At 55.1% G+C, this 23,708-nt stretch carries 21 protein-coding genes; 11 read left to right on the top strand and 10 right to left on the bottom strand.

From position 1 onward, the window contains the following. Nucleotides 1–79: 79 nt before the first annotated feature. Nucleotides 80–1,261, top strand: coding sequence for an alpha/beta hydrolase-fold protein (locus J8X26_RS03755; RefSeq protein ID WP_165061605.1), 1,182 nt, complete (start codon nucleotides 80–82; stop codon nucleotides 1,259–1,261). Nucleotides 1,262–1,324: 63 nt separating this feature from the next. Here J8X26_RS03755 and uvrA read toward each other — a convergent pair whose 3' ends face one another. Further along, nucleotides 1,325–4,180 carry an excinuclease ABC subunit UvrA gene (uvrA, locus tag J8X26_RS03750; protein WP_152327413.1) on the bottom strand — a complete coding sequence of 952 codons (2,856 nt, stop codon included), beginning with the start codon at nucleotides 4,178–4,180 and terminating at the stop codon, nucleotides 1,325–1,327. Nucleotides 4,181–4,506: 326 nt separating this feature from the next. Here uvrA and J8X26_RS03745 point away from each other — a divergent pair, with 326 nt between their 5' ends. Next, nucleotides 4,507–5,052, top strand: a complete 546-nt coding sequence (locus J8X26_RS03745) for a single-stranded DNA-binding protein (RefSeq protein WP_152327412.1) — start codon at nucleotides 4,507–4,509, stop codon at nucleotides 5,050–5,052. An 85-nt stretch (nucleotides 5,053–5,137) separates the two neighbouring features. Here the strand turns inward: J8X26_RS03745 and J8X26_RS03740 are convergent, their stop codons facing one another. Then, a complete protein-coding gene (locus J8X26_RS03740; RefSeq protein ID WP_208950202.1) occupies nucleotides 5,138–6,556 on the bottom strand; it encodes an amidohydrolase family protein in 1,419 nt (472 codons plus the stop codon). A gap of 96 nt (nucleotides 6,557–6,652) precedes the next feature. Further along, on the bottom strand, nucleotides 6,653–7,507 hold the full coding sequence (locus J8X26_RS03735) for a LysR family transcriptional regulator (RefSeq protein ID WP_208950201.1): 855 nt from the start codon (nucleotides 7,505–7,507) through the stop codon (nucleotides 6,653–6,655). 246 nt (nucleotides 7,508–7,753) lie between these two features. Here J8X26_RS03735 and hpxO point away from each other — a divergent pair, with 246 nt between their 5' ends. Further along, complete coding sequence (hpxO, locus tag J8X26_RS03730) at nucleotides 7,754–8,911, top strand: FAD-dependent urate hydroxylase HpxO (protein ID WP_208950200.1); 1,158 nt, start codon at nucleotides 7,754–7,756, stop codon at nucleotides 8,909–8,911. A 142-nt stretch (nucleotides 8,912–9,053) separates the two neighbouring features. Then, nucleotides 9,054–10,625, top strand: coding sequence for a hypothetical protein (locus J8X26_RS03725; protein ID WP_208950199.1), 1,572 nt, complete (start codon nucleotides 9,054–9,056; stop codon nucleotides 10,623–10,625). Nucleotides 10,626–10,676: 51 nt separating this feature from the next. Here the strand turns inward: J8X26_RS03725 and J8X26_RS03720 are convergent, their stop codons facing one another. Beyond that, nucleotides 10,677–11,162, bottom strand: coding sequence for a hypothetical protein (locus J8X26_RS03720; protein WP_165061269.1), 486 nt, complete (start codon nucleotides 11,160–11,162; stop codon nucleotides 10,677–10,679). Nucleotides 11,163–11,292: 130 nt separating this feature from the next. Between J8X26_RS03720 and J8X26_RS03715 the strand changes: the two genes are divergently transcribed. Both J8X26_RS03715 and J8X26_RS03710 read left to right on the top strand, forming a co-directional pair. Beyond that, a complete protein-coding gene (locus tag J8X26_RS03715; protein WP_208950198.1) occupies nucleotides 11,293–12,714 on the top strand; it encodes an aldehyde dehydrogenase family protein in 1,422 nt (473 codons plus the stop codon). Continuing rightward, a complete protein-coding gene (locus tag J8X26_RS03710; protein WP_208950197.1) occupies nucleotides 12,707–13,627 on the top strand; it encodes an AraC family transcriptional regulator in 921 nt (306 codons plus the stop codon). The genes J8X26_RS03715 and J8X26_RS03710 overlap by 8 nt, the downstream gene beginning before the upstream one ends. Here the strand turns inward: J8X26_RS03710 and J8X26_RS03705 are convergent. After that, nucleotides 13,602–14,525, bottom strand: coding sequence for a LysR family transcriptional regulator (locus J8X26_RS03705; RefSeq protein WP_165061278.1), 924 nt, complete (start codon nucleotides 14,523–14,525; stop codon nucleotides 13,602–13,604). The two genes, J8X26_RS03710 and J8X26_RS03705, sit on opposite strands and share 26 nt — an antisense overlap. Nucleotides 14,526–14,644: 119 nt before the next feature. Here J8X26_RS03705 and J8X26_RS03700 point away from each other — a divergent pair, with 119 nt between their 5' ends. Next, nucleotides 14,645–15,385: an SDR family oxidoreductase gene (locus tag J8X26_RS03700; protein WP_208950214.1), complete on the top strand. Its 741-nt coding sequence runs from the start codon at nucleotides 14,645–14,647 to the stop codon at nucleotides 15,383–15,385. A gap of 10 nt (nucleotides 15,386–15,395) precedes the next feature. Here the strand turns inward: J8X26_RS03700 and J8X26_RS03695 are convergent, their stop codons facing one another. Then, complete coding sequence (locus J8X26_RS03695; protein WP_208950196.1) at nucleotides 15,396–15,776, bottom strand: tautomerase family protein; 381 nt, start codon at nucleotides 15,774–15,776, stop codon at nucleotides 15,396–15,398. 116 nt (nucleotides 15,777–15,892) lie between these two features. Further along, complete coding sequence (locus tag J8X26_RS03690) at nucleotides 15,893–16,798, bottom strand: DMT family transporter (protein ID WP_152327401.1); 906 nt, start codon at nucleotides 16,796–16,798, stop codon at nucleotides 15,893–15,895. Nucleotides 16,799–16,986: 188 nt separating this feature from the next. On the opposite strand from J8X26_RS03690, the gene J8X26_RS03685 reads away from it, so the two are divergent. The 3 genes from J8X26_RS03685 to J8X26_RS03675 all read left to right on the top strand — a co-directional run bounded on the left by J8X26_RS03685 (nucleotide 16,987) and on the right by J8X26_RS03675 (nucleotide 19,141). Beyond that, nucleotides 16,987–17,865, top strand: coding sequence for an AraC family transcriptional regulator (locus tag J8X26_RS03685; protein ID WP_152327470.1), 879 nt, complete (start codon nucleotides 16,987–16,989; stop codon nucleotides 17,863–17,865). A 97-nt stretch (nucleotides 17,866–17,962) separates the two neighbouring features. Next, the gene (locus tag J8X26_RS03680) at nucleotides 17,963–18,493 is read left to right on the top strand and encodes a GNAT family N-acetyltransferase (protein ID WP_208950195.1); all 531 of its coding nucleotides are present in this window, start codon (nucleotides 17,963–17,965) and stop codon (nucleotides 18,491–18,493) included. 24 nt (nucleotides 18,494–18,517) lie between these two features. Continuing rightward, complete coding sequence (locus J8X26_RS03675) at nucleotides 18,518–19,141, top strand: glutathione S-transferase family protein (protein ID WP_165061287.1); 624 nt, start codon at nucleotides 18,518–18,520, stop codon at nucleotides 19,139–19,141. A gap of 133 nt (nucleotides 19,142–19,274) precedes the next feature. Here the strand turns inward: J8X26_RS03675 and J8X26_RS03670 are convergent, their stop codons facing one another. Next, entirely contained in the window at nucleotides 19,275–20,390 is a 1,116-nt protein-coding gene (locus J8X26_RS03670) for an SDR family oxidoreductase (protein WP_208950194.1), read from the bottom strand. A 448-nt stretch (nucleotides 20,391–20,838) separates the two neighbouring features. Between J8X26_RS03670 and J8X26_RS03665 the strand changes: the two genes are divergently transcribed. Further along, entirely contained in the window at nucleotides 20,839–21,690 is an 852-nt protein-coding gene (locus tag J8X26_RS03665; RefSeq protein WP_152327397.1) for a PA4780 family RIO1-like protein kinase, read from the top strand. A gap of 129 nt (nucleotides 21,691–21,819) precedes the next feature. Here the strand turns inward: J8X26_RS03665 and modA are convergent, their stop codons facing one another. Together modA and J8X26_RS03655 are read right to left on the bottom strand one after the other, a co-directional pair. Next, nucleotides 21,820–22,560: a molybdate ABC transporter substrate-binding protein gene (modA, locus tag J8X26_RS03660; protein ID WP_152327396.1), complete on the bottom strand. Its 741-nt coding sequence runs from the start codon at nucleotides 22,558–22,560 to the stop codon at nucleotides 21,820–21,822. A gap of 49 nt (nucleotides 22,561–22,609) precedes the next feature. Then, nucleotides 22,610–23,698: an ABC transporter substrate-binding protein gene (locus J8X26_RS03655; protein ID WP_152327395.1), complete on the bottom strand. Its 1,089-nt coding sequence runs from the start codon at nucleotides 23,696–23,698 to the stop codon at nucleotides 22,610–22,612. Between the last annotated feature and the right edge of the window lie 10 nt (nucleotides 23,699–23,708).

The following is a 23,708-nucleotide window of genomic DNA, read 5'->3' as shown; positions in this document are numbered from 1 at the left end:
TCTGAGAGTTGTGCAAAAACAGTGAGTTACTTCAGGACAGGTCGTCCGTCTGCTCACGCCAACCCAGAAGGAAAGGATGATGACCCGCAACAGGCTGAATCTTGCCACGCTTTTGATACTGGCGCTTAGCGCGCCGTTCCCCCTGACCGTTTTCGCGCAAAGCCTGCCGCAGGACGCCGACGCGTCTGTTCCGGCGAGGAACTACATCACGGCGGTGAACCCGGATCTCACGATTACCTACCGGCTTTATGCGCCTGGTGCGGAGCATGTGGACGTGGTGACCGGTGCAACGCCGGTGACGTACATTCCGCATCAGATGACCAAAGACGAAAAAGGCGTCTGGAGCTGGACGTCGGACGCGCAGAAACCCAATCTCTACGAATATTTCTTTAACGTTGACGGCCTGCGGATTGCCGATCCGGGCAGCGCCATACCGAAACCGCAGCGTCAGGTGAACACCAGCCTGATACTGGTGCCGGGCAGCATTCTGGATGTGAAAAACGTGGCGCATGGCGAAGTGCGCACATTGACCTATCATTCTGCGGCGCTAAATTCTGAGCGTCAGGTCGCGGTCTGGACGCCGCCGGGGTATACCGATGCGTCACAGCCGCTGCCGGTGCTGTATTTCTATCACGGTTTTGGCGATACCGGCCGCTCGGCGCTGGATCAGGGGCGCATTCCGCAAATCATGGATAACCTGCTGGCAGAGAAAAAAATCGTACCGATGCTGGTTGTCATTCCTGATACGGAAACCGACGCCAAAGGCGTCGTGCCGGAAGATTACGTCACCAAAGATCGCCGCAAGGAATTCTATCCGCGCAACGCTGCGGCGGCAGATAAAGAACTCACCGGGGACATTATTCCGCTGATTTCGAAAAACTTCCGCGTGCGCGATGACGCGGCAGGGCGGGCGTTAGCCGGACTTTCGCAGGGCGGTTATCAGACGCTGGTCAGCGGCATGACACATCTTGATCAGTTCGGCTGGCTGGCAACATTCAGCGGGGTCAGCACGACGACCGTACCCAATGCAGATGTCGAAAAGCGTTTCGCCGAACCCGATAAAATCAACGCGCAGCTGAAAAACTTCACGTTAGTGGTAGGTGAAAAAGACGTGGTGACGGGCAAAGATATTGCGGGACTGAAATCTGAGCTTGAGCAACGCAAGATTAAGTTCGATTACCACGAATATCCGAATCTCGGTCATGAAATGGACGTCTGGCGCCCGGCGTACGCGGAGTTTGTGCAGAAGATATTTAAATAAGTTATAGCTGGAATGTGAATTGGTTTTAGCTCCTCCCCCTGGCAGGGGAGGAAGCCAAAAACATTAAGCCGTTTTCTTCGCCTGCTGGCTGTGACGTTCCAGCAACGGTTTCAGGAAACGTGCGGTATGCGATTCTTTGCATTCCGCGACGGTTTCCGGTGTACCGGCAACCAGAATCTGACCGCCGCCTGCGCCGCCTTCCGGCCCGAGATCGACAATCCAGTCCGCAGTTTTAATCACGTCCAGATTGTGTTCAATCACCACGATGGTGTTGCCCTGATCGCGCAGCTGGTGCAGCACTTCCAGCAGTTGCTGAATATCAGCAAAGTGCAAGCCGGTGGTCGGTTCGTCGAGAATATACAACGTCTGACCGGTGCCGCGTTTGGACAGCTCACGCGCCAGTTTAACGCGCTGTGCTTCACCGCCGGACAGCGTGGTCGCTGACTGGCCGAGGCTGATATACGTCAGACCGACGTCGATTAACGTCTGCAATTTACGCGCAAGGGCAGGGACAGCGTCGAAGAAATCACGGGCTTCTTCAATCGTCATTTCCAGCACTTCGTGAATGCTCTTGCCTTTGTATTTAATTTCCAGCGTTTCGCGGTTATAGCGTTTGCCTTTGCACTGATCGCACGGCACATAAATATCCGGCAGGAAGTGCATTTCAACTTTGATCACGCCGTCGCCCTGACAGGCTTCACAGCGCCCGCCTTTGACGTTGAAACTGAAACGCCCCGGCGTATAGCCGCGTGAACGTGATTCCGGCACACCGGCAAACAGTTCGCGAACCGGCGTGAAAATGCCGGTGTACGTCGCCGGGTTAGAGCGCGGCGTACGGCCAATCGGGCTCTGGTCGATGTCGATCACTTTATCGAAATGCCCCAGACCTTCGATTTCGCGATACGGTGCCGCTTCGGCAATCGTCGCGCCGTTCAGTTCGCGCTGTGCCAGCGGGAACAGCGTGTCGTTGATGAGCGTCGATTTACCCGAGCCGGACACGCCGGTGATGCAGGTAAACAGGCCTACCGGCAGCGTCAGCGTCACGTCTTTCAGATTGTTGCCTTTCGCGCCGGAAAGCTTCAGCACTTTGGTGGCATCCGCAGGCACACGTTGCGCCGGTACTGAGATTTCACGTTTACCGCTCAGGAACTGGCCGGTCAGCGACTCTTCGTTTGCCATGATGTCTTCTGCGGTGCCTTCAGCCACCACTTCGCCGCCATGCACGCCAGCGCCCGGGCCGATATCGATAATATGGTCGGCGGCGCGAATGGCGTCTTCGTCGTGTTCTACCACGATGACCGTATTGCCAAGATCACGCAGATGGATCAGGGTTTCCAGCAGACGTTCGTTGTCACGCTGATGCAGGCCGATGGACGGTTCGTCCAGCACGTACATCACGCCCACCAGACCGGCACCAATCTGGCTCGCCAGACGGATACGCTGGGCTTCACCACCGGACAGCGTTTCCGCAGAACGGGACAGCGAGAGGTAGTTCAGGCCGACGTTCACCAGGAATTTCAGGCGATCGCCGATTTCTTTCAGCACTTTTTCAGCGATTTTTGCGCGCTGGCCGCTGAGTTTCATATTGCGGAAGAAATCCATCGCATGGCCGATGCTGAAATCAGAGATTTCCGGCAGCGTGGTTTCTTCGACAAACACGTTACGCGCTTCTTCGCGCAGACGCGTGCCTTTGCAGGACGTACAAGGGCGGTTGCTGATGTATTTCGACAACTCTTCGCGCACGGCGCTGGATTCCGTTTCTTTATAACGGCGTTCCATGTTGTGCAGCACACCTTCGAACGGATGGCGACGGATTGATGTGTCACCGCGATCGTTAATGTATTTGAATTCAATCGTGGTTTTGCCGGAACCGTGCAGGATTGCATGGCGCACGTCGCTGCTCAGTTCGTTAAACGGCGCTTCCACATCGAAATCGTAATGCTCGCCCAGTGAGCGCAGCATCTGGAAATAATAGAAGTTACGCCGATCCCAGCCGCGGATTGCGCCACCGGCCAGGGAAAGTTCAGGGTTTTGCACCACGCGTTCCGGATCGAAGAACTGCTGCACGCCCAAACCATCACAGGTCGGGCAGGCACCGGCCGGGTTGTTGAACGAGAACATCCGTGGTTCAAGTTCGCGCATGCTGTAGCCACACACCGGACAGGCGAAGTTGGCAGAGAACAGCATTTCGTCGGCTTTCGGGTCATCCATATCGGCGACCACCGCCGTACCGCCGGACAATTCCAGCGCGGTTTCGAAGGATTCTGCGAGGCGCTGAGCCAGATCATCACGCACTTTAAAGCGGTCAACGACCACTTCGATGGTGTGTTTTTTCTGCAATTCCAGCTTCGGCGGATCCGACAAATCACACACTTCGCCGTCGATACGCGCACGGATATAGCCTTGTGATGCCAGATTTTCCAGCGTTTTGGTGTGCTCGCCTTTACGGTCTTTCACGATTGTCGCGAGTAGCATCAGGCGCTGGCCTTCCGGCTGTGCGAGCACGTTATCTACCATCTGGCTGACGGTCTGCGCGGACAGCGGAATATTGTGGTCCGGGCAGCGCGGCTCGCCCACACGGGCAAACAGCAGACGCAGATAGTCGTGGATTTCGGTGATCGTCCCGACGGTGGAACGCGGGTTATGCGATGTAGATTTTTGCTCAATCGAAATCGCCGGAGACAGACCTTCAATATGGTCGACGTCCGGTTTTTCCATTAAGGATAAAAATTGGCGTGCATAGGCAGACAGCGACTCGACGTAGCGGCGCTGGCCTTCGGCGTACAGCGTATCGAACGCCAGAGAGGACTTGCCTGAACCGGATAAGCCGGTGACAACAATCAGTTTGTCGCGCGGGATAATCAGGTTGATATTCTTGAGATTATGGGTGCGTGCGCCCCGAACTTCGATCTTATCCATTCATCATTCCCGGATTAACTTGATAGCTCACCGTGCCGGTGACCGTCGGAAAGTGTGGCATCGCGCCGGTCAGCGAATCAGGCACAGAGAAGAACGTAACGCGCAATTATGACACAAATCACAGCCCATGCCACCCCAAAACCTGAATGTATATCCAGTACTCGATGTAACAGTGGAGTGTTTACTGAACATTCTGGAAAGAATGCCACAACGTTTTACATCCGTGGTACGGAGTAATCGTTTTGTGGTTATAATGTCGCGAAGTGAGTCCCCTCACATCTAACACTGTGGTTTCAACCACGACATACATCATCAGGAGAATCCACATGGCCAGCAGAGGCGTAAACAAAGTTATTCTCGTCGGTAATCTCGGACAAGATCCAGAAATCCGCTATATGCCAAACGGCGGCGCCGTTGCCAACATGACGCTGGCAACCTCCGAAAGCTGGCGTGACAAAGCCACCGGCGAGCAGAAAGAGAAAACAGAATGGCACCGCGTTGTGCTGTTCGGCAAATTAGCCGAAGTTGCCGGTGAATACCTGAAAAAGGGTTCACAGGTTTATATCGAAGGTGCACTGCAAACCCGTAAATGGACCGATCAGGCTGGCGTAGAAAAATACACCACCGAAGTCGTTGTTAACGTGGGCGGCACCATGCAGATGCTCGGCGGCCGTACCGGCGGCGGCGCACCAGCAGGTGGCGGTCAGGCATCAGCAGGTGGCGGCCAGCAAGGCGGTTGGGGTCAGCCTCAGCAGCCACAAGGCGGCAACCAGTTCAGCGGCGGCCAGCAGGCTCGTCCGGCTGCGCAAAACAACGCGCCAGCACAGAATAACGAACCCCCAATGGATTTCGATGACGATATCCCGTTCTGATTTTGTGCCTTCGGGCGTCAAAATCTGAAACTAAAAAGCCCCTCGCGGGGCTTTTTGCTTTTCTGCGCCAGACATTCTCTGACTCTTACACTTTCTCTACCGCGCCAAACACCAGCCTTCCCTGATGGAATGTCGCTTTCACGTCGGACACCCGTGCGACTGCTTCGGCTGAACAGCTGGCGTCGACCAGAATCATCTCAGCGTTGTCGTTGAGTGCGGGCCACTGGCGTTTGCCACTGTCGTCGAGCGGCAGGACGTTGCCGGTAGCAATCGCGAGGGAGCGCGTCAGGCCAAATTCGTCGGAATTGCCGTAGAGCTGGGCGTACAGGCTGGCTTTTTCCAGCATGCTGCCGGTGCCGAACGGGGACCAGTGGTCGATCACGCTGTCGGTGCCGGTCATGACAAATACGCCTTTCTGGCTCAGCTGCGGCAGCGGCATGTTCAGTTTGCCGAGCGGAATGGTGGAGGCCACGGTGAACTGCTGTTCGGACAGCCCGTTGATGACTTCATCCAGCTCCGCGCCCTGCATCATTGCCAGCGCAAAACCGTGGCTGAGTGTCACTTTACCTTTCAGTTGCGGGTTTTTCTCCACGGTCTGAATCATGTATTTCACTGCGGCGATCCCGGCAGGCGTCGTTTCATGCAGATGAATATCCACGCCTTTATTCGTGTCGAGCGCGATCTGGAACATCGCGTCCAGCGACTTTTCCATTGCGCCGTCAACGTTGGTTGGATCCAGCCCGCCGACGTATTGCACGCCCATTTGCATCGCTTCACGCATCAGGCCGTCCACTTTCGAATGCAGCAAACCGTGTTGAGGAAACGCCACAATCTCACAGCTGAAATCCTGCTGATGTTTTTCCAGCGCGATTTTCAGGTGCTCGAGACTTTTCAGGCCGCTGACCGGGTCGATATTGCAGTGGCTGCGCGCCACGGTGGTGCCTTTGGAATGCAGCAACCCGATGATCGCTTCGGCGTGTTCGACCGACGTCGGCAGCAGTTTCGGGATCAGCACCTGCTCGCGGGCAATCATATCCATGATGGTTTTGCCTTTACGCGGGCGCGGCGCTTCCCATTTGCCGCCGTAAAAGGTTTTGTCGAGGTGGATGTGCATGTCGCGCGTGGCGGGCAGAAGCAACAGCCCTTTAGCGTCAAAGGCCGGTAACGTGCTGGCCGGGGCGTCTTTTGCAGGCTGGATCGCCACAATTTTGCCGTTATTGATATCGAGATTGTACAGGCCGGTTTGCGTACCAGTCACCATGTCGCCTTCGCGCTCGAAACCTTCTTCCAACCGGACATTCCGCAGCTGGTAGTGCGTGGCCGAAATCGTTGTCGCCTGACGGGGATCGTCACAGGTTTCAATGTTCTGACTGGCGCGGACGGTAGAAGCCGAGGTCATGCCGGAGGCCAGCAGGGCACCGGTGGCCGTGACTTTTGCACTGTTTGAGAGAAAGTTTCTGCGGCTTTGTTGCTGAGGGTTTTGCACGTCGAATTCCTTATTCATGATACTCAGAGGATGCTGCTTTTCTCTTCACCCTAAAAGATCTCTCCGGTTCCGGCTGCGATTTTTCCCACTGCCTGTCAGTGGGAAACGCAATGCTCAGCTGAGCTGGCAAAACTCGCGCAATTTTCCCGCCAGCGCGATTTGCGCCGCCGTGGCGTCCGGGCGGTAAAACAGCGCCAGCTCGACGTTATCCACGGTGGGTAAGCCGCTATCTGCGCCGAGAATACGGTGTTCCGGCGTGACACAGCTGGCGGGCAGAAGCGTGATGCCCAGTCCGGTGGCGCTGGCGGCGACCAGCGCGGCGAGGCTGGCACTGCTGTAGCTGATCCGCCAGCTGCGCCCGATGGCGTCCAGCGCCTGGCACAATTCTTCACGATACAAACCGTTGAGCGGGAACAGCACCAGCGGCACCGGGTCGCGCTCAAAAGCCGGAAACCCGGCGCTGTCGAGCCACAGCATCGGCTCGGGACGCGACGCATTGGCTTTCTCGCCGGTCAGCTGTTTCACCAGAATAATATCCAGCATGTCCTGCTGCCATGCGCGGCGCAGTTCATGGCTCAGGCCGCTGGTCACATCCAGCCGGATATGCGGATGTTCACGGCAAAACTGCGCCAGCAAAGACGTGGTGGCGGCCGCAAAATCTTCCGGCACGCCGAGACGCACAATGCCGTCCGGCCACTGATCGCTCAGCGCGTCGTGCGCCTCGCCGTTGAGCGCGATAATTCGCCGCGCATAGCCGAGCAGCCGCTCGCCTTCTTCGGTGAGCTGAACCTGATGCGACGTGCGCTCGAGCAAGGGTTTCCCCAGCGCTTCTTCGAGACGCCTGACCTGCTGGCTGACCGTCGATTGCGAAAGATAAACGCGGTCGGCGGCGCGGGTAAAACTGCCGGTTTCGCAGACGGCCACAAAACTGAGCAACTGTTGCGGGCTGAACATGGGATAGCGATTCATTTCATCACTACTTCTGGTTGTGGTATTTGAAATCCGAATAGCCAGAAGAGTATCAACCTTCGCGCTCACGCACCAGACTGGCTTGTTGCGCTCCGTTTGCGCTAAAAGAGTGCCTTGTTTTAGCGCATTCCAGCCTGGCTTCGGCGGGTATTTATTTGCCTTAAGATTGTATACAAGGCTTATTGCGCAAATCCGCTTTCTGGTACAGAAATTGCTTTTTCCTTGTGAGACCTCAAGGAGAAAAATATGAAAGCGATCGTGATTGGTGGCGGTATTGGCGGGGCATGTGCGGCGATTGCGCTCAAGCGTTTTGGCATCGAAACGGCGGTATACGAGGCGGTGAAAGAGATCAAACCGGTGGGCGCGGCGATTTCTATCTGGCCGAACGGCGTGAAATGTCTGAATTATCTCGGGATGAAAGAACCGTTGCGCAAGCTGGGTGGGCAGATGCGTTTTATGGCCTACAAAGATTATCAGCAGGGCCAGACGATGACGCGCTTCTCGATGGATCCGCTGATTCAGAGCGTCGGTGAGCAGCCGTATCCGGTGGCGCGCGCGGAACTTCAGTCGATGCTGCTCGACACCTATGGCCGCGACGAGGTGCAGTTTGGCAAACGCGTTACGCACGTAGAGGAATCCGCAGACAGCGTCACCGCCTGGTTTGACGATGGGTCATCTGCAACAGGCGATGTGCTGATTGCCGCCGATGGCACGCATTCTGTGATCCGTCAGCATGTTCTGGGCTACGCCACCGAGCGCCGTTATGCCGGTTACGTTAACTGGAACGGGCTGGTGGAAATCGATGAAAGTATCGCGCCTGCCGATCAGTGGACGACATTCGTCGGTGAAGGTAAGCGTGTTTCGCTGATGCCGGTAAGCGACAACCGTTTCTACTTTTTCTTTGACGTTCCGCTGCCCAAAGGCCTGCAGGAAGATCGCGTCACGGTGCGCGACGATTTACAGCGCTACTTTGCCGGCTGGGCAGAACCGGTGCAGAAACTGATTAGCCTGATTAATCCTGACACCACCAACCGGATTGAAATCCACGATATCGAACCGTTTATGCAACTGGTGAAAGGGCGGATTGCGCTGCTGGGTGACTCCGGCCACAGCACGACGCCGGATATCGGGCAGGGCGGCTGCGCGGCAATGGAAGACGCCGTGGTGCTGGCCAATGTGTTGCAAACCAATTCGTTAGGGATTGAAGATGCGCTGCTGCGTTATCAGGAAAAACGCGCGTATCGCGTGAAGGATCTGGTACTGAAAGCGCGTAAACGCTGCGATGTTACGCACGGAAAAGAAATGGCCGTGACCGAACAATGGTACGAAGATTTAAAAACCGAAACTGGCGAACGCATTCTTTCCGGAATGTGCGAAACCATTCTGGGTGGCCCGCTGGAATGAGCTAACGCCGGGCGTCGTTGTTCGTTTTTTCAGAAACAGACTTTTACATATCCTTAAAGTTTCCTGTGGTTTTGCCGAAAATAGCATCAGAAGGATCAGGGTATCCACTGGCGCTATGGCGCAAAACAAGGGAACTATCAGGATGACAATCATTTCTGCGACAGGCAATCAGTCAGCCACTACGCTGCTGGCCGCCACCAAAACCACGGCAACGGTGACCGCTGTCGCCAGCCAGCAAGCGGCGGCGACGCAATCGACTTCCGTGACGATCGGGCAGGCGACCAGCAGCACGCCGGTTTACGCCATCACCAAACCGGCGCTGGTGTGGGAAAATGCATCTGCCGATCTTATCTCGTCGAAGCTGGCGGGAAATTTCAGTTCTGCGGGCAATGCGGCGCGTTTTGCCGGGCTGGGTGCGGCGCTGCTGGAGCGCTTTACCACGGAGGCAGGCAGTTATTCGCAATCTGTCTTAAAGCAGACGGCGGGTCAGGCTTCCTCCGTCAACATTGCGCAATCGCAACTTCATACCAAAGCGGATAACCAGATCACCCTGAGCGTGAAAACGGCCAGCGGTGCGCGGGTGGATATCACGCTGGGCAGCGATGCCGACGGTCTGGGCGTGCAGGTGAACGTCACCAAAGGCACGCTCAGCGACGCCGATCGCACGGCGCTGGCCGGTCTGGCCGACGGTTTTCAGAAAGCCATCGACGGGCTGACCGCGCAACCGCCAAAGCTTGATCTGAGCGGATTAACAAAATTCGATACCTCAGTGCTGTCTTCCGTTGATTTGCATGCCACGCTGGGCACCAAAAACAACGTTCAGACGCTGGATTTCCACGCCGACGCCAGCACGCGTTCGGTGAAATCTACCGGCGAGCTGGGCACGGTGGATATCAGCGTCGACATGAGCAAACGCGCACTTCTCGGTACCGACTCACAGCAGAAACAGGCGCTGAATCAGTATCTGAAACAGTTAAGCAGTGCGGGAACGCGGGGCAATGCCGACTCTTCGCTGATGGACATGTTCAAAGACGCATTTACTGCGCTTAACAGCAATTACGGCGCGTCGGCGACAACGTACAAAAGCAGCGGACCAGAACCGGTTCACTTCTCGCTGACTAAAACCGACAAAAACATGATGTCCGGGCTGGCCGATTTCACGGCATCAGTGACGCAGACGCCAACGGATAAAACCAACCCGATGCGCCCTGACGAAGTGGATACTTTCTCTTATCAGGTTTCGCAGGCCAGCACGATCACCGGCGACAGCACGCAGAACCGCAATATTACGCAAAAGCAGCAGTCGCATCTGGTCGCGAGCTTCCACCAGTCATTAACACCGGGGCTTCAGCTGAATCTGACCAGTGACCGGGATTCGCAGAATTATCTCTTCTATCAGATTGATGATAAAGCCGAAAGCACGACGTCGGTGCAGTACCACAAAGGGGCGCTGGTGAGTGCGTCTGTGGATCAGTCGGCCAGCACCTCAACGCATATTCAGAAGTATGTGAAAGGCTGGCTGGAATCAGACACGACGACGCCGGTGGAAACGTCAAAAACCACTGATTTGCTCGGCAAGCTGCAATCCGCGTGGCAAAACGATGCGCCGCGCATGTCGTTCCGGGATTATCTGGCGCATCAGTCGCTGCCGGATCTCAGCGGTCTGGTGTTGCTGGAATCGGACCCGGTGCAGCTGAAAAACACGTCGGCCTGAATCTGAGTCCCTCAAAGTAACAGCCTCGGAGGAGGCTGTTACTCTTTCTGCTTACATCTCAAATTTCGTTCCCTGCACGGTGATTTCTGCAAATTGCAGATGGTGCATGAACTCGCGCAAAATCAGCAATGTGGCCGCGAAATCATTGCCATCCGGCAGCCCTTCAAAGTGCGCAGGACGCCCGTTAATCACCAGTGCCAGCCGGTCAAACGTCCGTTCGACGGCGTCGAGCGACAGCGTCATCACCTCGTTTTCTGCCACACCGGCAATGCGTGCCAGCGCGCGGATGTCGTTGTCGGTGCTGAACAGCGCCGCGCCTGCGGGAATGTCGTGCCGGATACGAATAATTTCATCTTCCACCACCATAATGGCGGTTTCCATTTCGTCCGGCGTGGGCGGCGTGTGGCGGAAATAGCCCACAGACGTCAGCTGTGAGCCCAGCGTCAGCGGCAAAATCTTGTCTTCAGCTGCGGAATTTCTGACGACAATTTGCGTCTCTTCGTGGCCGATATGCAGTAATACAGCGGGTGTGGTCATCGGTTTCTCCCAATCGATAGATTTCTAACATACTCCCGGCCAGCAGGATCAGGCAATCCTCAGGCAGTATTGGTCTATCTTCCTTTCGCCCGCCGGTCTTAGCATGAAGACTCACAAACCGGAGGCATTCATGAAACAGATTAATCAAATCTATATTAACGGCGAGTTCGTCACCCCGCACGGCACCGAAGTGATGAACCTGATCAATCCGGTGACTGAACAGGTCGCGGCGCAGGTTCGTCTTGCCGATGAAACCGATACCCGCCAGGCGATCGCTTCAGCAAAAGCTGCTTACGTTTCTTTCTCACGGACCAGCAAAGCGCAGCGCATTCAGTATTTACAACAACTGCATGACGCAGTACTGGCGCGGACAGACGCGCTGGAAGCAGTGATGAGCGCCGAATATGGCGGCTCGCTGGCGATGGTGCGCGGCACCGTAGCGCGGGCGTCCGGCGCATTTTTGCAGGCGATAAAGCTGCTCAGCGAGTATGAATTTGTCCGCCAGATTGGCAGGGCGAAAGTGGTGATGGAACCGCTGGGCGTCGTCGGGCTGATCACGCCGTGGAATGCCAGCTACGGTTTCATCTGCAACAAAATGGCGACCGCGCTGGCGGCGGGCAGCACGGTGGTGATCAAGCCCAGCGAGCTGAGCGCGGGCCAGACGCAGTTGCTGACAGAGTGCCTGCACGCTGCAGGTTTACCGGCGGGCGTGTTTAACATTGTCACCGGACGCGGCGACGTGGTCGGGGCAGAAATTACCCGTCACCCTGATATCGCGAAAATCTCTTTTACCGGGTCGACGGCGGTGGGCAAAGCGATTGCCCGCGGCGCGGTAGATACCCTGAAACGCGTGACGCTGGAGCTCGGCGGCAAGTCGCCTAACATTCTTCTGCCAGATGTTAATCTCGAAAAAACTATTCCGCTGGCGCTGGCGGTTGGCACGATGAATAACGGCCAGGCATGCATCGCCGGCACCCGTTTGCTGGTGCCGGAGGAACGGCTGGAAGAAGTGAAAGCGCATCTGGTGCGCGCGGTGGCGAACGTCAAAGTGGGCAACCCGCAGCAGACGGATACGCAAATCGGCCCGCTGGTGACGGCAAAACAGTACGACCGCGTGCAGAATTATATCCGTCTGGGCATTGAAGAAGGCGCGGAACTGCTGTGCGGCGGCGAAGGGCGTCCGGAAGGTTTAAACAGCGGTTATTTCGTCAAACCGACGGTATTTGTGAACGTCACGCCCGATATGACTATCGCCCGCGAAGAGATTTTCGGGCCGGTGATTTCAGTGCTGACCTACCGCACTGTCGAAGAGGCGGTGCAGATGGCGAACGATACGGTGTACGGCTTGCAGGCGTATGTCAGCGGGGAAAATCGTCAGCAGGCGCGGGAAGTCGCGGCGCAGATTGTGGCTGGACGGGTATTCGTCAACGGCATGTATGACGCGCCTGATGCGCCGTTTGGCGGTTTCAAACAATCCGGTTTAGGGCGCGAATTTGGCACTTACGGGCTGGAAGCGTATCTTGAGCCGAAGACCCTGATCGACGATGAGTGAAGAGACTATGAACCCCCTGATGTCCCTGAGCGCGCGCGTTTTGCGCGCCTTTTCAGCCCTGCCGCCGGATGAAAATTCCTGTCCGACGGCGCTGCCGTGGCTGTCGTTTATCCGTTTCACGCATCCGACGGCGCTCAATAAAGGCATGCTTTCTCCGTCGATGTGCCTGATTTTACAGGGCCAAAAAAAGGTGCTGATTGGCGCGGAAGTGGTGGAATACGGCGCGGGCAGTTATCTGCTTTCGGCGATTGATATGCCGGTTTCCGGGCAGGTGACGCAGGCGACGGAAGAGACGCCGTATCTGGGGATCCGTATCGATCTGGATCTGAAAGAAATGGCCGATCTGATGATCGACATGCAGCTCGATCCGCTCCCGGCTGCGCGATCCGGCGGCGTCACGTACGTGGCAAAATCCGATGACTGTCTGGCAGACGCCTTTTTGCGGCTGGTCGTTATGCTGGATATTCCGCAGGATTTACAGGCGCTCGGGCAACTGGTGAAAAAAGAGATTTTCTACCGGCTGATCACCGCACCGGAAGGCGGCCATTTTTATCAGCATTTGCTGTCGTATTATCAGGGGAAAGGCGTGAGCGAGGCGATTGTGTGGATCAAAGCCAATTTCGCGCACCCGCTGCGGATGGATGAACTGGCAAAAATTGTCGGCATGAGCGTTTCGAATCTGCATCACCGTTTCAAGGCGCTGACGGTCATGAGCCCGCTTCAATACCAGAAACAGATCCGTTTACTGGAAGCGCGCCGTCTGCTGCTGAGCGGCAATATCGACGCGGCGACCGCAGCATTTCGTGTGGGCTACGAAAGCCCGTCGCAGTTTAACCGGGAATACCGCCGCTCGTTTGGCGCGCCGCCGTTGCAGGATATCGGCCAGCTCAGACAGCAGGGTGTAACGCTGTAGTGTGCGGCGGGCTGCGCCGCGCAAACTCCTTCACCATCCAGTCAATAAACACCCGCACGCGGGGCGAAAGCTGACGGTTACGCGGATAAAGCAGCGCTACAGGCAACGCGCCGACCGGGAAATCCGCCAGAATTTGCACCAGCGTGCCCTGCGCCAGATCGTCGGTTAACCCGTAATGCGGCACCTGCATAATGCCCATTCCGCGCCGCGCCGCTTCTTTCATGCTTTCCGCACCGTTGACCGACAAACTGGTTGGCAACATCACTTCCCGCGCTTTCCCGTTCTGATGAAAAATCAGCGGCAACAGGCCGCCGGTCGCGCTTGAGCGGTAACCAATCATCCGGTGATTAGCGAGATCGTCCGGCGTTTCCGGTATACCAAAACGCGCAAGATACGCCGGGCTGGCGCAGGTGATTTCCGACAGCGTTCCCAGCGGACGCGTCACCATATCGCTGTCTTTCAGTTCGCCCGCGCGGATCACGCAGTCGATACCTTCACGAACCAGATCGACGAAGCGGTCGCCTTCGCTCAGATAAAATTCGATCTCAGGATATTGCGCCAGAAAATCCGGCAGGCCGGGCAAAAGAAAATGCCGGGCCAGCGAACCGTGGACGTCCACCCGCAACAACCCTTTGGGCTGCGCACCGGCGAAATCCATCTCGGCATCTTCCACGTCGGCCAGAATGCGCAGACAGCGCTGATAATACGCCTCGCCGTCCAGCGTCGGGCTGACATGGCGCGTAGTGCGTTGCAACAACCGAGCCTTCAGCCGCACTTCGAGCTGCTTAATGGCGTCGGTCACCGTCGAGCGTTTCAGGTTCAGATCCTGCGCAGCCTGCGTAAAACTGCGCAGCTCTACCACGCGGGTAAACAACCGCATACTGTCGAGTTTATCCATGATGATTGTTCGCCTTTTCCGGATAGTGATAACGAATATCAGGGAATTATCCGGCGGCGTCAATCGGCTACTCTTTCTTCAGCGACACCAACTCCGAATCACTCAAAAGGAAACGCATGATGACTTCATCCAAACAGAAAGTCGCGCTGGTCACCGGCGCATCACGCGGTATTGGCGCGGCCATCGCAGAACGCCTGGCACGCGACGGGTTTACCGTGATAGTGAACTATTCCCGCGGCGCGGCAGAAGCCGACGCGGTGGTGAGTAAAATTGAACAGGCAGGTGGAAAGGCCATCACCGCGCAGGCCGATGTCAGTGATGGCACCGCGGTCAGCCGTATGTTTGCCAGCGCACAGCAAGCCTTTGGTGGTGTGGATGTGCTGGTGAATAACGCCGGGATCATGACGCTTTCCGCTGTCGCCGACACCGACGATGCGGCGTTCGACCGCCTGATCGCCATCAACCTGAAAGGCACGTTTAACACCCTGCGCGAAGCGGCAAAACACCTTCACAACGGCGGGCGCATTATCAATTTCTCCTCCACTGTGGTGGGTTTGTATCAGCCAACCTACGGCGTCTATGCTGCGACCAAAGCCGCCGTCGAAGCGCTGAGCCGCGTACTGACCAAAGAAATGCGTGGCCGTCAGATCACCGTCAACACCGTCGCACCCGGCCCGACGGCAACGGATTTATTCCTCAGCGGAAAATCGGATCAACTGGTGGAAACCATCGCTAAAACGTCACCGCTTGAGCGCCTCGGTCAGCCGGAAGATATCGCCTCCGTCGTTGCATTCCTCGCCGGTCCCGATGGCGCCTGGGTCAACGGCCAGACGCTGAAGGCCAATGGCGGGATTATTTAATCTGATGAGTTCACACGTACTGCGCTTCGCCGTTGCCGAAGGACCAGTTTTCTTTCGGCACTTCGACCAGACTGATGAATACGTCTTCGAGGCGTAGTCCGGCTTTTTCGTGCAGACCGTACGCTACGGCGTGATAGAACGCCTTTTTCATCTCTGTCGTGCGGCCTGCGTTCAGGGTTATCTGGATAACGATGCAGTTCGGGCTGCGCTGGATATCCAGATAGTCCGGTGAAATCATCATTTCTGCCGGAGAGTGTTCGGAGATAACAATAAACTTGTCGTTTTCCGGCACACTGAGTGTGTTGCGCATGGCGTCGTACACCACATCGCCAACGGTTTTGCGGTAGGTTTCGGGTTTTCCTTCAACCATATCAATACGTACAAAAGGCATTTTATTCTCCTCATTATTTTCTGTAGGGCGCGCATCTCTCAGGATGCGGCCTTTCAGGTATGCAACACGAGGAGCCGGTCTGTCGAGCGATTTTTTGTACGCACCGGTAACCTGTTTTACGCCGTAGCCGCTTTGCGCCTGAACATCTCCAGCCAGGCCGGACGGCAGAACATCACCAGATTCCCCAGCAGAATAAGCGCCAGTCCGACAATGGCATTGATATGCCACTGATAGCCTTCGTAGAAGGTGGAAACGGTCAGCGCGACCAGCGGGAACAGCAGGGTGCTGTAAGCCGCCTGACTCGCGCCGATGCGTCCGACCAGCGTGAAATACATGCCAAAAGCCAGCACCGAGCCAAATACCGAAAGATAAACCAGCGAACCGAGGTATTGCGGCCTCAGGTCGATGGCGAAGGACGCGCCCTGAACCAGACTCAGTGCACCCATCACCGCGGTGCCGTAAAACATCGCGTAAGTATTAGTGGAAAGGACATCCAGGCCGTGGCGCTGATGGCGCGAGCTGATCATATTGCCGAGCGAGAATCCGTAGGTACCGAGCAGGCTGAGGCCGATGCCTTTGAGTAATTCCGGTGCGATATGAGTCGCGCTCAGGTCGTGCCAGAACAGGGTCACAATGCCCGCCAGCCCGAGGAGGGAGGCGGGAATGACCGCCGGTGCCAGTTTCTGGCGAAAAAACAGCATGCCGTTGAAGGCGTTAAACAGCACGGCCATCGAAAATATTACCGATTCCAGCCCGCTGGTGATGTACGCGGCGGCGTGGTAGAAGCAGTAAAAGTTGAAGCAAAAAACACAGCACCCCTGCACCATGCAAAACAGATGATCTTTCAGCGCCAGACGGCGCAAACGGCGGGCGGCCAGCAGCGCCACCAGCATAATCACGGCAGAAAGCAGGAAGCGGTAAAAAATCGAAACTGTCACCGGTACAGCGCCCTGTTGCAGATAAATGGCAAACCAGGTGGTGCCCCAGATAATAATCACAGAGATATACAAAAACACATTCATGGACTTCTCTCACGCAAAGTATTGATTGAACGAGATTCTGCCGGAATATGGCGCGACGGGATTTCAGCGGCTTGCGGTGAGTTGCATATTCTTGCGCATTTTTTGCGGTTCAGTGGCAGCAAAATCTGGCTCAACCTGTATCTGAAAACGTAAACTGGATCTCCTCTTTCCTCCACTCGGTGCTCATCATGGCGAAGGTTTATCAGGCTTTCGAAACGCTGCGTAAGCATAAAGCGGTTCTGCACGACAGTGTGGCGCTGGGCTCCGGCATTCAGCTGGCGGCCTGGTCGAACAAAAACGACATCGTGACGCAGGAAAGCCCGGACCATCACACGCTGAGTCTTTACGTCGCCGACGGTTATGAGTGTTATCACAAAACCCGCGGCGGGTGGCGTAACGGCGGCGGGCCAGATCGTTTTTGCCTGATGCCAAAACACAGCATGTCGAGCTGGGATGTGCGCGACGATTTGTCGTTTGTGCATCTGTATTGTTCTGACGATCATCTGCGGCATCTGGTGGAGCAAACGTGGGATCGCAGCCCGGCGTCGATTCAGGTGGAAGAGCGCACGTTTGAGGAGGATCCGCAGATTACGTTGCTGTATCGCCACTTTTTGCTCAGCAGCCAGTGGCAAGAAAACAGCAATCAGCTGATGCTGAGCAGTGCGGCAAATCTGCTGATGGCGCATCTGGTCAAAAATTACACCCATCTGCAATGGGCGCTGCCGGTAGTGCGCGGCGGGCTCGCGCCGTACATTCTCAACCGTGTAAAAGACTATATCCACGCGCACCTGGCGGAGCCGTTATTGCTGCCGGAACTGGCGCTGCTGGCGGAACTCAGCGAGTTTCATTTTGCCCGCATGTTTAAACTCAGCATGGGCATGGCACCGCACCAGTATGTGATGAATGCGCGGTTGATTCAGGCGGAAAATCTGTTAAAGAACAGTACACTGGACATCACTTCCATTGCGCTGGAATGCGGATTCAGCTCCGCCAGCCATTTCAGTAACCGCTTTAAATCGGTGCGCGGCTTGACGCCTTCGGCGCTGCGCAGCGGCATTATTGTCTGATTTCCTTTTCCGGCTAAAAACCCCTCTTTCCGACCGAACAATTCCAATGCTAAGTTAATGGTCATCGGAATAAATCAGAAAAACTCAAAGGAAAATTATGCTGACTCAGACGCCTGTTCTTGAAACCGAACGTTTGATTTTGCGCGGGCATCGCGTGGAAGATTTCGACGATATCGCCGCACAGTGGGCCGATCCGGCCGTTGTGAAATATATCGGCGGCACGCCGTCCACCCGCGAGGCCAGCTGGAGCCGTTTGCTGCGTTATCCCGGCCACTGGCAGATGCTCGGTTTTGGCTACTGGATTGTGTTTGAAAAGCACAACGGTGCGGAAGGGGCGTTTGTCGGGGAAATTGGTCTGGCAGATTATCAGCGCGATATCTCGCCTTCGCTGAACGGCATGGCGGAAATGGGCTGGGTGGTTTCGCCAAAATTTCACGGCAAAGGCTATGCTTCTGAGGCCGCACAGGCGGTGCTGAACTGGGCAGAAGCCAGCATTGATCGCCAGCTGTGCTGCATTATCGAGCCGGAACATCACGCGTCAATCCGGCTGGCGGAGAAGTGCGGTTTTGTCGCGCAAACAGACACGACGTATCACGGTACAAAAACGCGGATTTTTATCCGCCGGTAATCGTTTCCACATTGAGGGGAAGTCATGCTGAAAATTCTGGGTAAATCACCGTCAATCAACGTGCGTAAAGTCTTGTGGACCTGTTTTGAGCTGGGACTGGAGTTCGAACAGGAGCAGTTTGGTTCGGGGTTTCAGTCCACGCAGACACCGGAATTTAAGGCGCTGAACCCGAATGCGATGGTGCCGGTGGTGCTCGACGGTGAGTTTGTGTTGTGGGAATCCAACGTGATTTGCCGTTATCTGGCCGCGCGGGAAGGGCGCGAGGATTTGCTGTCTTCCGACCCGAAACGCCGTGCTCTTACGGAACAGTGGATGGACTGGCAGGCGGGTGAGCTGAATAATTCGTGGCGTTATGCGTTTCCGGCGCTGGCGCGCAACAGCCCGCAGCATCAGGATCCGGCACTGATTGATGCCGGTGTCAGCGAATGGAACCGCCACATGCAAATGCTCGAAGAACAATTGCAGCGCAGCGGTGATTACGTGCTGGGAGATAATTTTACGCTGGCAGATATTCCGCTCGGGCTGGCGGTAAACCGCTGGTCGATGACGCCGATGTCGCGCCCGGCTTTGCCTGCGGTGGCCGCCTATTATGACCGGTTAAACCAGCGTGAAGGTTTCCGGCTTTATGGAAGAAACGGCCTGGTCTGAGCCGCTCACACCACGAAAAATACGACGCCGCAATGTCCTTCGCGGCGTCGTTGTATTCTAAACCGTTCCCTTTATCTTTCGGGCAGAGATAAAAGATAAAGGGCCGTTTGATGACTCAAACAGACGCATCGGTTTATTTAAAATCAACCCTCATCAGTTCAGATATTGTCTGACCACGGGTGGAAGAAACACATTTATCAATATAACTTTTGAAGGCGGCGGGTTTAGGAATACCCATATTCAGCAAACGCGAATTATCAAACTTCACATTTAATTGCGCAAAGCCGCCGTAAAGTTTAATCGCACGCAAAATTATCTTGTCATTACACGGCCCGAGCACGTCTTTAAACTGTTTACGGATACCGGTAAATTCCTGATAACTGATCTGCTGATATTCACTGATAATACGCGATGTATTATTGGCTTTTGCCACAGACGTATCTATTTCATGGAATGGCGTACACATTTCTTCACCGGAAGAAATATGATAGAAACTGTGGTTCAGTTCAGCCGCAAGGCACAATTTCACCAGCACCATGGCGCAATAATCAACCGGAATAACATCTACCTGATCGTCGAGCGTACAGGTAAATTTCTTCAGTTTAATCGCCATCATGAAGACCCAGAAAATGCTGCTGGACGGCTGGCAGCCATACTGTGTGTGACCCACAATGATTGACGGACGGGCGACCACAAACGGCAGGTTCGGGCATTCGGTACGAACCAGGTTTTCGATGGCGCGCTTGGAAGCGGTGTACTGCACCAGATCTTCGTTGTGTTCGTTGTCCGGCATGCCTTCATAGAAGACGCTGTCTTTGTCCGGCATGGATGCCATCGCGGTGCCGACGTGGACAAACCGTTGCAGGCCTTTGACCTGCGCCATGCGTTTGGCGAAAATCAGTGAACCTTCAACGTTGACACGCCACATCGCCGGATTATTACCAAATGACGCAATCGCGGCGCAGTTAATAACATGTGTGACATGATCTAAACGCGGATCCTGAATAAAGCTCTCAGGTTCAGAAAGGTCACCGGTTAATATTGATTGCTCATTAATCGCGGCAAGTTGTTCATCCGACAATTCAAACTTTCTCAAATTGTCGATAATTCTGGCGAGTCCCGTCGCACTATCGTCAGCCCTGACTAAAAGTAATAATTGGTTTTTAGAACTTAATTGTTGACGAAGAATATATTCAACAACCGCTCCGCCCACGAAACCTGTAGCGCCGGTAATTAAAATGGTGTTCATAACGATGACCTGCAACGGGAAATTAACGGCACAGTATCACCCCTATTCTAAACGGAACGTATACCAGATTTTGCCGCAAGTAAACGCAACCTCAACAGCACGAAAAGCTTAAAATATTTAAAAAGTTCCGTTGTCATGAAAATTAAATAATCGGGCATCATTACTTACAATGGGAAATAATTATCAGGTGTGAACAAAATAATTAAGTCAAATTAACGCGGGGTGTTTATGCGATATCGGCGGGCGCCGGAGGGCATTTTCATCGCAGAATGAGAAGAACCTGTGCGCAGAAAGTATCCACTACTGCGCCACTACGTTAAACTGTAGCCTTGAGTATAGTGAGAAAGAAGGATTAAGAAAGGATGACGCGAACGGCGTGTCTGGTGTGTAATGCAGGGAATATTGCGCAGGTCATTCCCTCATGCGCTGAAATAAGGTACAAGGCTGCATGAAAATCCCAAATAGAATCCAACCTCTGGTGGATGACGGCCTGATCGACGATGTGGTCCGTCGTTTGAAAAGTGGCAAAGAAGCCGACGTGTACACCGTTTTATGCGGTGAAGAGATTCGTTGTGCCAAAGTTTATAAAGAAGCCACACAGCGTAGTTTCAAGCAGGCCGTGCAGTATCAGGAAGGCCGAAAAGTCCGGAACACCCGCAACGCGCGTGCGATGCAAAAAGGGTCAAAATTCGGGCGCAAGCAGCAGGAAGAATCCTGGCAAACGGCAGAAGTGGATGCGCTGTTCCGTCTGGCAAACGCCGGGGTACGCGTGCCGCAGCCTTACATTTGTCTTGATGGCGTGTTGCTAATGGAGCTGATCACTGACGCTGACGGCGTGGTAGCGCCGCGTCTGAGCGACGTTATCCTGACCGAAGAAGAAGCCGTGGCGGATTTCGAAACCATGATCCGCAATATCGTGCGCATGCTGTGCGCGGGTATCGTTCACGGGGATTTGTCAGAATTTAACGTGCTGATGGATGCCGACGGGCCGGTGATTATCGACCTGCCGCAGGCCGTGGATGCCGCCGCGAACAATCATGCCGAATCGATGTTTGAGCGCGATGTGAATAACATGACCGAATATTATGGTCAGTTCGCGCCGCAGCTGCTGGAAACGCGTTATGCGAAAGAAATCTGGGCGTTATATGAAGACGGCAAACTGACGCCGGAAACGCCTCTGACCGGTCAGTTCGCCGAAGATACGCATAAAGCGGATGTGGATTCCCTGCTCGATGAAATCATCGCCGCTGAAGATGAGTACTATGATCGTCAGCGCGCAATGAAAGAACGGGATTTATAATACCCTTCATACTTCGAGCTGCAGATGCGTTGGCTGCAATCCGTAACCCGAATCACTTACTTGTGTAAGCTCATCGGGATTACATCGTTGCCCGCCTTCCTGCAACTCGAATTATTTGGGTATTTTTGATTATTCCTGCATCACCGAATGTTTTCCGCAAAAACCGGCATTCTGCAAAATGTGCTGGCCGGTTTCTGAAAGAATAAATTCTGCCAGCGGTTTGCCCTTTTCTGTACACGTCGCGAGTGCATAGCGCGCCCGCACGTTGTAATCGGCCGGTACGTTGAACACTTCCAGCGCATCATTTTCCCGCAACAGCGTGGCATAACTGGTATAGCCGATAAACACATCGGCTTGTCCGCTGCAAATCAGCCATTCTGCCGCCAGTTTGCCTTCCGGAACTTTGGCCGATTTCGCGCCACCGACCAGCCGCAGCGCTTTATTACGCAAAGCCTCGCCCGCGCCCGGATGACGCCGCTCAATCAGCTCAAACATCTGCCAGGTGTAATCGCCGGAAGGATCGCTTTGCGGCGTGGAGGTCGCCAGACGAAAACGCGAGTCGAGCAACACATTCAGCCAGTTCAGTTTTTCAAGCTCCGGCCCTTTGCGCGCCGTCACGCACAGGCTGTTTCCGCAGAAAACGTCCACTTCCAGCGCCTTGCCATGTTGCTGCAACGCCAGTGGATGCGCGGTGTTGGCCGAGGCGAATAAATCGACTTTTTCGCCCTGTTCAATTCTTTCGCGCAGCAGCCCGGCGGGGCCGAATTCGGTCACCACTTTGCCGCCGGTTTTATCCTGAAAAGCCTCACACAGCGGTGCCCATGCGCGGCGCAGGCTACCTGCGGCCAGCACTTTGATCGAGTTTGTCATCAGAGCTCCTTGTCACATTACCCCAAAAAAGTACGGCACCGGGATGAGGTTATTTCCCCGCGTGCGTCGCTTCTGCGGCAGGTTTGAAATCTGTCCGGTAGAAGCGCTGATAATAGGCGTCAGCCTGTTTTTGCATATCGATGTCGGCGAATTTTTGCGGATACAGTTTTTTCGCCATCCACAATTCACCAATCGCCAGCGCTTCAGGCATCGGGTAGCCCCAGGCTTTGGCGTATTCCGGCATCAGATAAACGCGGTGATTTTTGACCGCATCAATGCTCTGCCATTTCGGATCATGGTTGATCTGACCGACGACTTCCGGATACCTGTCCTGCACGAAGATCACCTGCGGATTCCAGGCGATCACCTGCTCAAGTGAAACCTGTTTGTAGCCTTTCACGGTCGCGGCGGCCACGTTGAGCGCGCCGGCATGGGACATCATCAGCCCGGTATATTTGCCGGAACCGTAGGTGGTCAGGTCAGGATTGGCCATATAAGTGCGAATGCGCTGGTCAGCCGGAACGTTTTTCAGGCGCGTGCTGGTTAACTGGCGCTGAGCAAAAGTATAGTCGATCAATGACTGCGCCTGTTTCTGGCGGTTGACCACTTCCCCGATCAGCTGGATCCCTTTCTTCAAACCTTCGGTATATGCCTGATCTTCATCCGGTAGCACCGGATTCATCTTATGTTCCTCACCTTTCGGATCATCACGTAAAGAAACGGCGACGACTGCGATGCCGGTCTGGCTGATCTGGTCGATCATTTCCTGCGGCGCATAGTTGGTGACGAATACCACCTGCGGATGCAGGGCAACCACGCTTTCCAGATTCACGCTGGTTAAATCGCCCACCACCGGCGTTTTTTCCAGAGATGGCGCGAGACGCACATAACCACTGCCCAGTTGCTGTTGCCAGTTGTTGAGCACGCCGACGATATCTTTGGTCGCATCAAGCTGAACCAGAAGATTGAGCGTCTGGTGTTGCAGCACAACCACGCGGTCAACCTGATCGGGAAGGGTTACCTGACGCCCGAGCTGATCGGTGATCTGGCGTGAGGCCAGAGCGGATTGTGAGGAGAAGCTCAGGACAAGGCCGAGCAGCAAAGCGGATGGCAGTAATTTGGATGAAAATGCGCGCACGAAGGAATTC

It is taken from the genome of Rahnella sp. ChDrAdgB13 (assembly GCF_017655185.1).
GTDB classification, from domain to species: Bacteria; Pseudomonadota; Gammaproteobacteria; order Enterobacterales; family Enterobacteriaceae; genus Rahnella; species Rahnella contaminans.
The sequence above is the reverse complement of the archived record's forward strand: the minus strand, read 5'-3'. Positions and strand labels throughout refer to the sequence as shown.

Coding starts and splice junctions, on each gene's coding strand:
- J8X26_RS03755 (WP_165061605.1), top strand. CDS start 80: ATGACCCGCAACAGGCTGAATCTTGCCACGCTTTTGATACTGGCGCTT.
- uvrA (WP_152327413.1), bottom strand. CDS start 4,180: ATGGATAAGATCGAAGTTCGGGGCGCACGCACCCATAATCTCAAGAAT.
- J8X26_RS03745 (WP_152327412.1), top strand. CDS start 4,507: ATGGCCAGCAGAGGCGTAAACAAAGTTATTCTCGTCGGTAATCTCGGA.
- J8X26_RS03740 (WP_208950202.1), bottom strand. CDS start 6,556: ATGAATAAGGAATTCGACGTGCAAAACCCTCAGCAACAAAGCCGCAGA.
- J8X26_RS03735 (WP_208950201.1), bottom strand. CDS start 7,507: ATGAATCGCTATCCCATGTTCAGCCCGCAACAGTTGCTCAGTTTTGTG.
- hpxO (WP_208950200.1), top strand. CDS start 7,754: ATGAAAGCGATCGTGATTGGTGGCGGTATTGGCGGGGCATGTGCGGCG.
- J8X26_RS03725 (WP_208950199.1), top strand. CDS start 9,054: ATGACAATCATTTCTGCGACAGGCAATCAGTCAGCCACTACGCTGCTG.
- J8X26_RS03720 (WP_165061269.1), bottom strand. CDS start 11,162: ATGACCACACCCGCTGTATTACTGCATATCGGCCACGAAGAGACGCAA.
- J8X26_RS03715 (WP_208950198.1), top strand. CDS start 11,293: ATGAAACAGATTAATCAAATCTATATTAACGGCGAGTTCGTCACCCCG.
- J8X26_RS03710 (WP_208950197.1), top strand. CDS start 12,707: ATGAGTGAAGAGACTATGAACCCCCTGATGTCCCTGAGCGCGCGCGTT.
- J8X26_RS03705 (WP_165061278.1), bottom strand. CDS start 14,525: ATGGATAAACTCGACAGTATGCGGTTGTTTACCCGCGTGGTAGAGCTG.
- J8X26_RS03700 (WP_208950214.1), top strand. CDS start 14,645: ATGACTTCATCCAAACAGAAAGTCGCGCTGGTCACCGGCGCATCACGC.
- J8X26_RS03695 (WP_208950196.1), bottom strand. CDS start 15,776: ATGCCTTTTGTACGTATTGATATGGTTGAAGGAAAACCCGAAACCTAC.
- J8X26_RS03690 (WP_152327401.1), bottom strand. CDS start 16,798: ATGAATGTGTTTTTGTATATCTCTGTGATTATTATCTGGGGCACCACC.
- J8X26_RS03685 (WP_152327470.1), top strand. CDS start 16,987: ATGGCGAAGGTTTATCAGGCTTTCGAAACGCTGCGTAAGCATAAAGCG.
- J8X26_RS03680 (WP_208950195.1), top strand. CDS start 17,963: ATGCTGACTCAGACGCCTGTTCTTGAAACCGAACGTTTGATTTTGCGC.
- J8X26_RS03675 (WP_165061287.1), top strand. CDS start 18,518: ATGCTGAAAATTCTGGGTAAATCACCGTCAATCAACGTGCGTAAAGTC.
- J8X26_RS03670 (WP_208950194.1), bottom strand. CDS start 20,390: ATGAACACCATTTTAATTACCGGCGCTACAGGTTTCGTGGGCGGAGCG.
- J8X26_RS03665 (WP_152327397.1), top strand. CDS start 20,839: ATGAAAATCCCAAATAGAATCCAACCTCTGGTGGATGACGGCCTGATC.
- modA (WP_152327396.1), bottom strand. CDS start 22,560: ATGACAAACTCGATCAAAGTGCTGGCCGCAGGTAGCCTGCGCCGCGCA.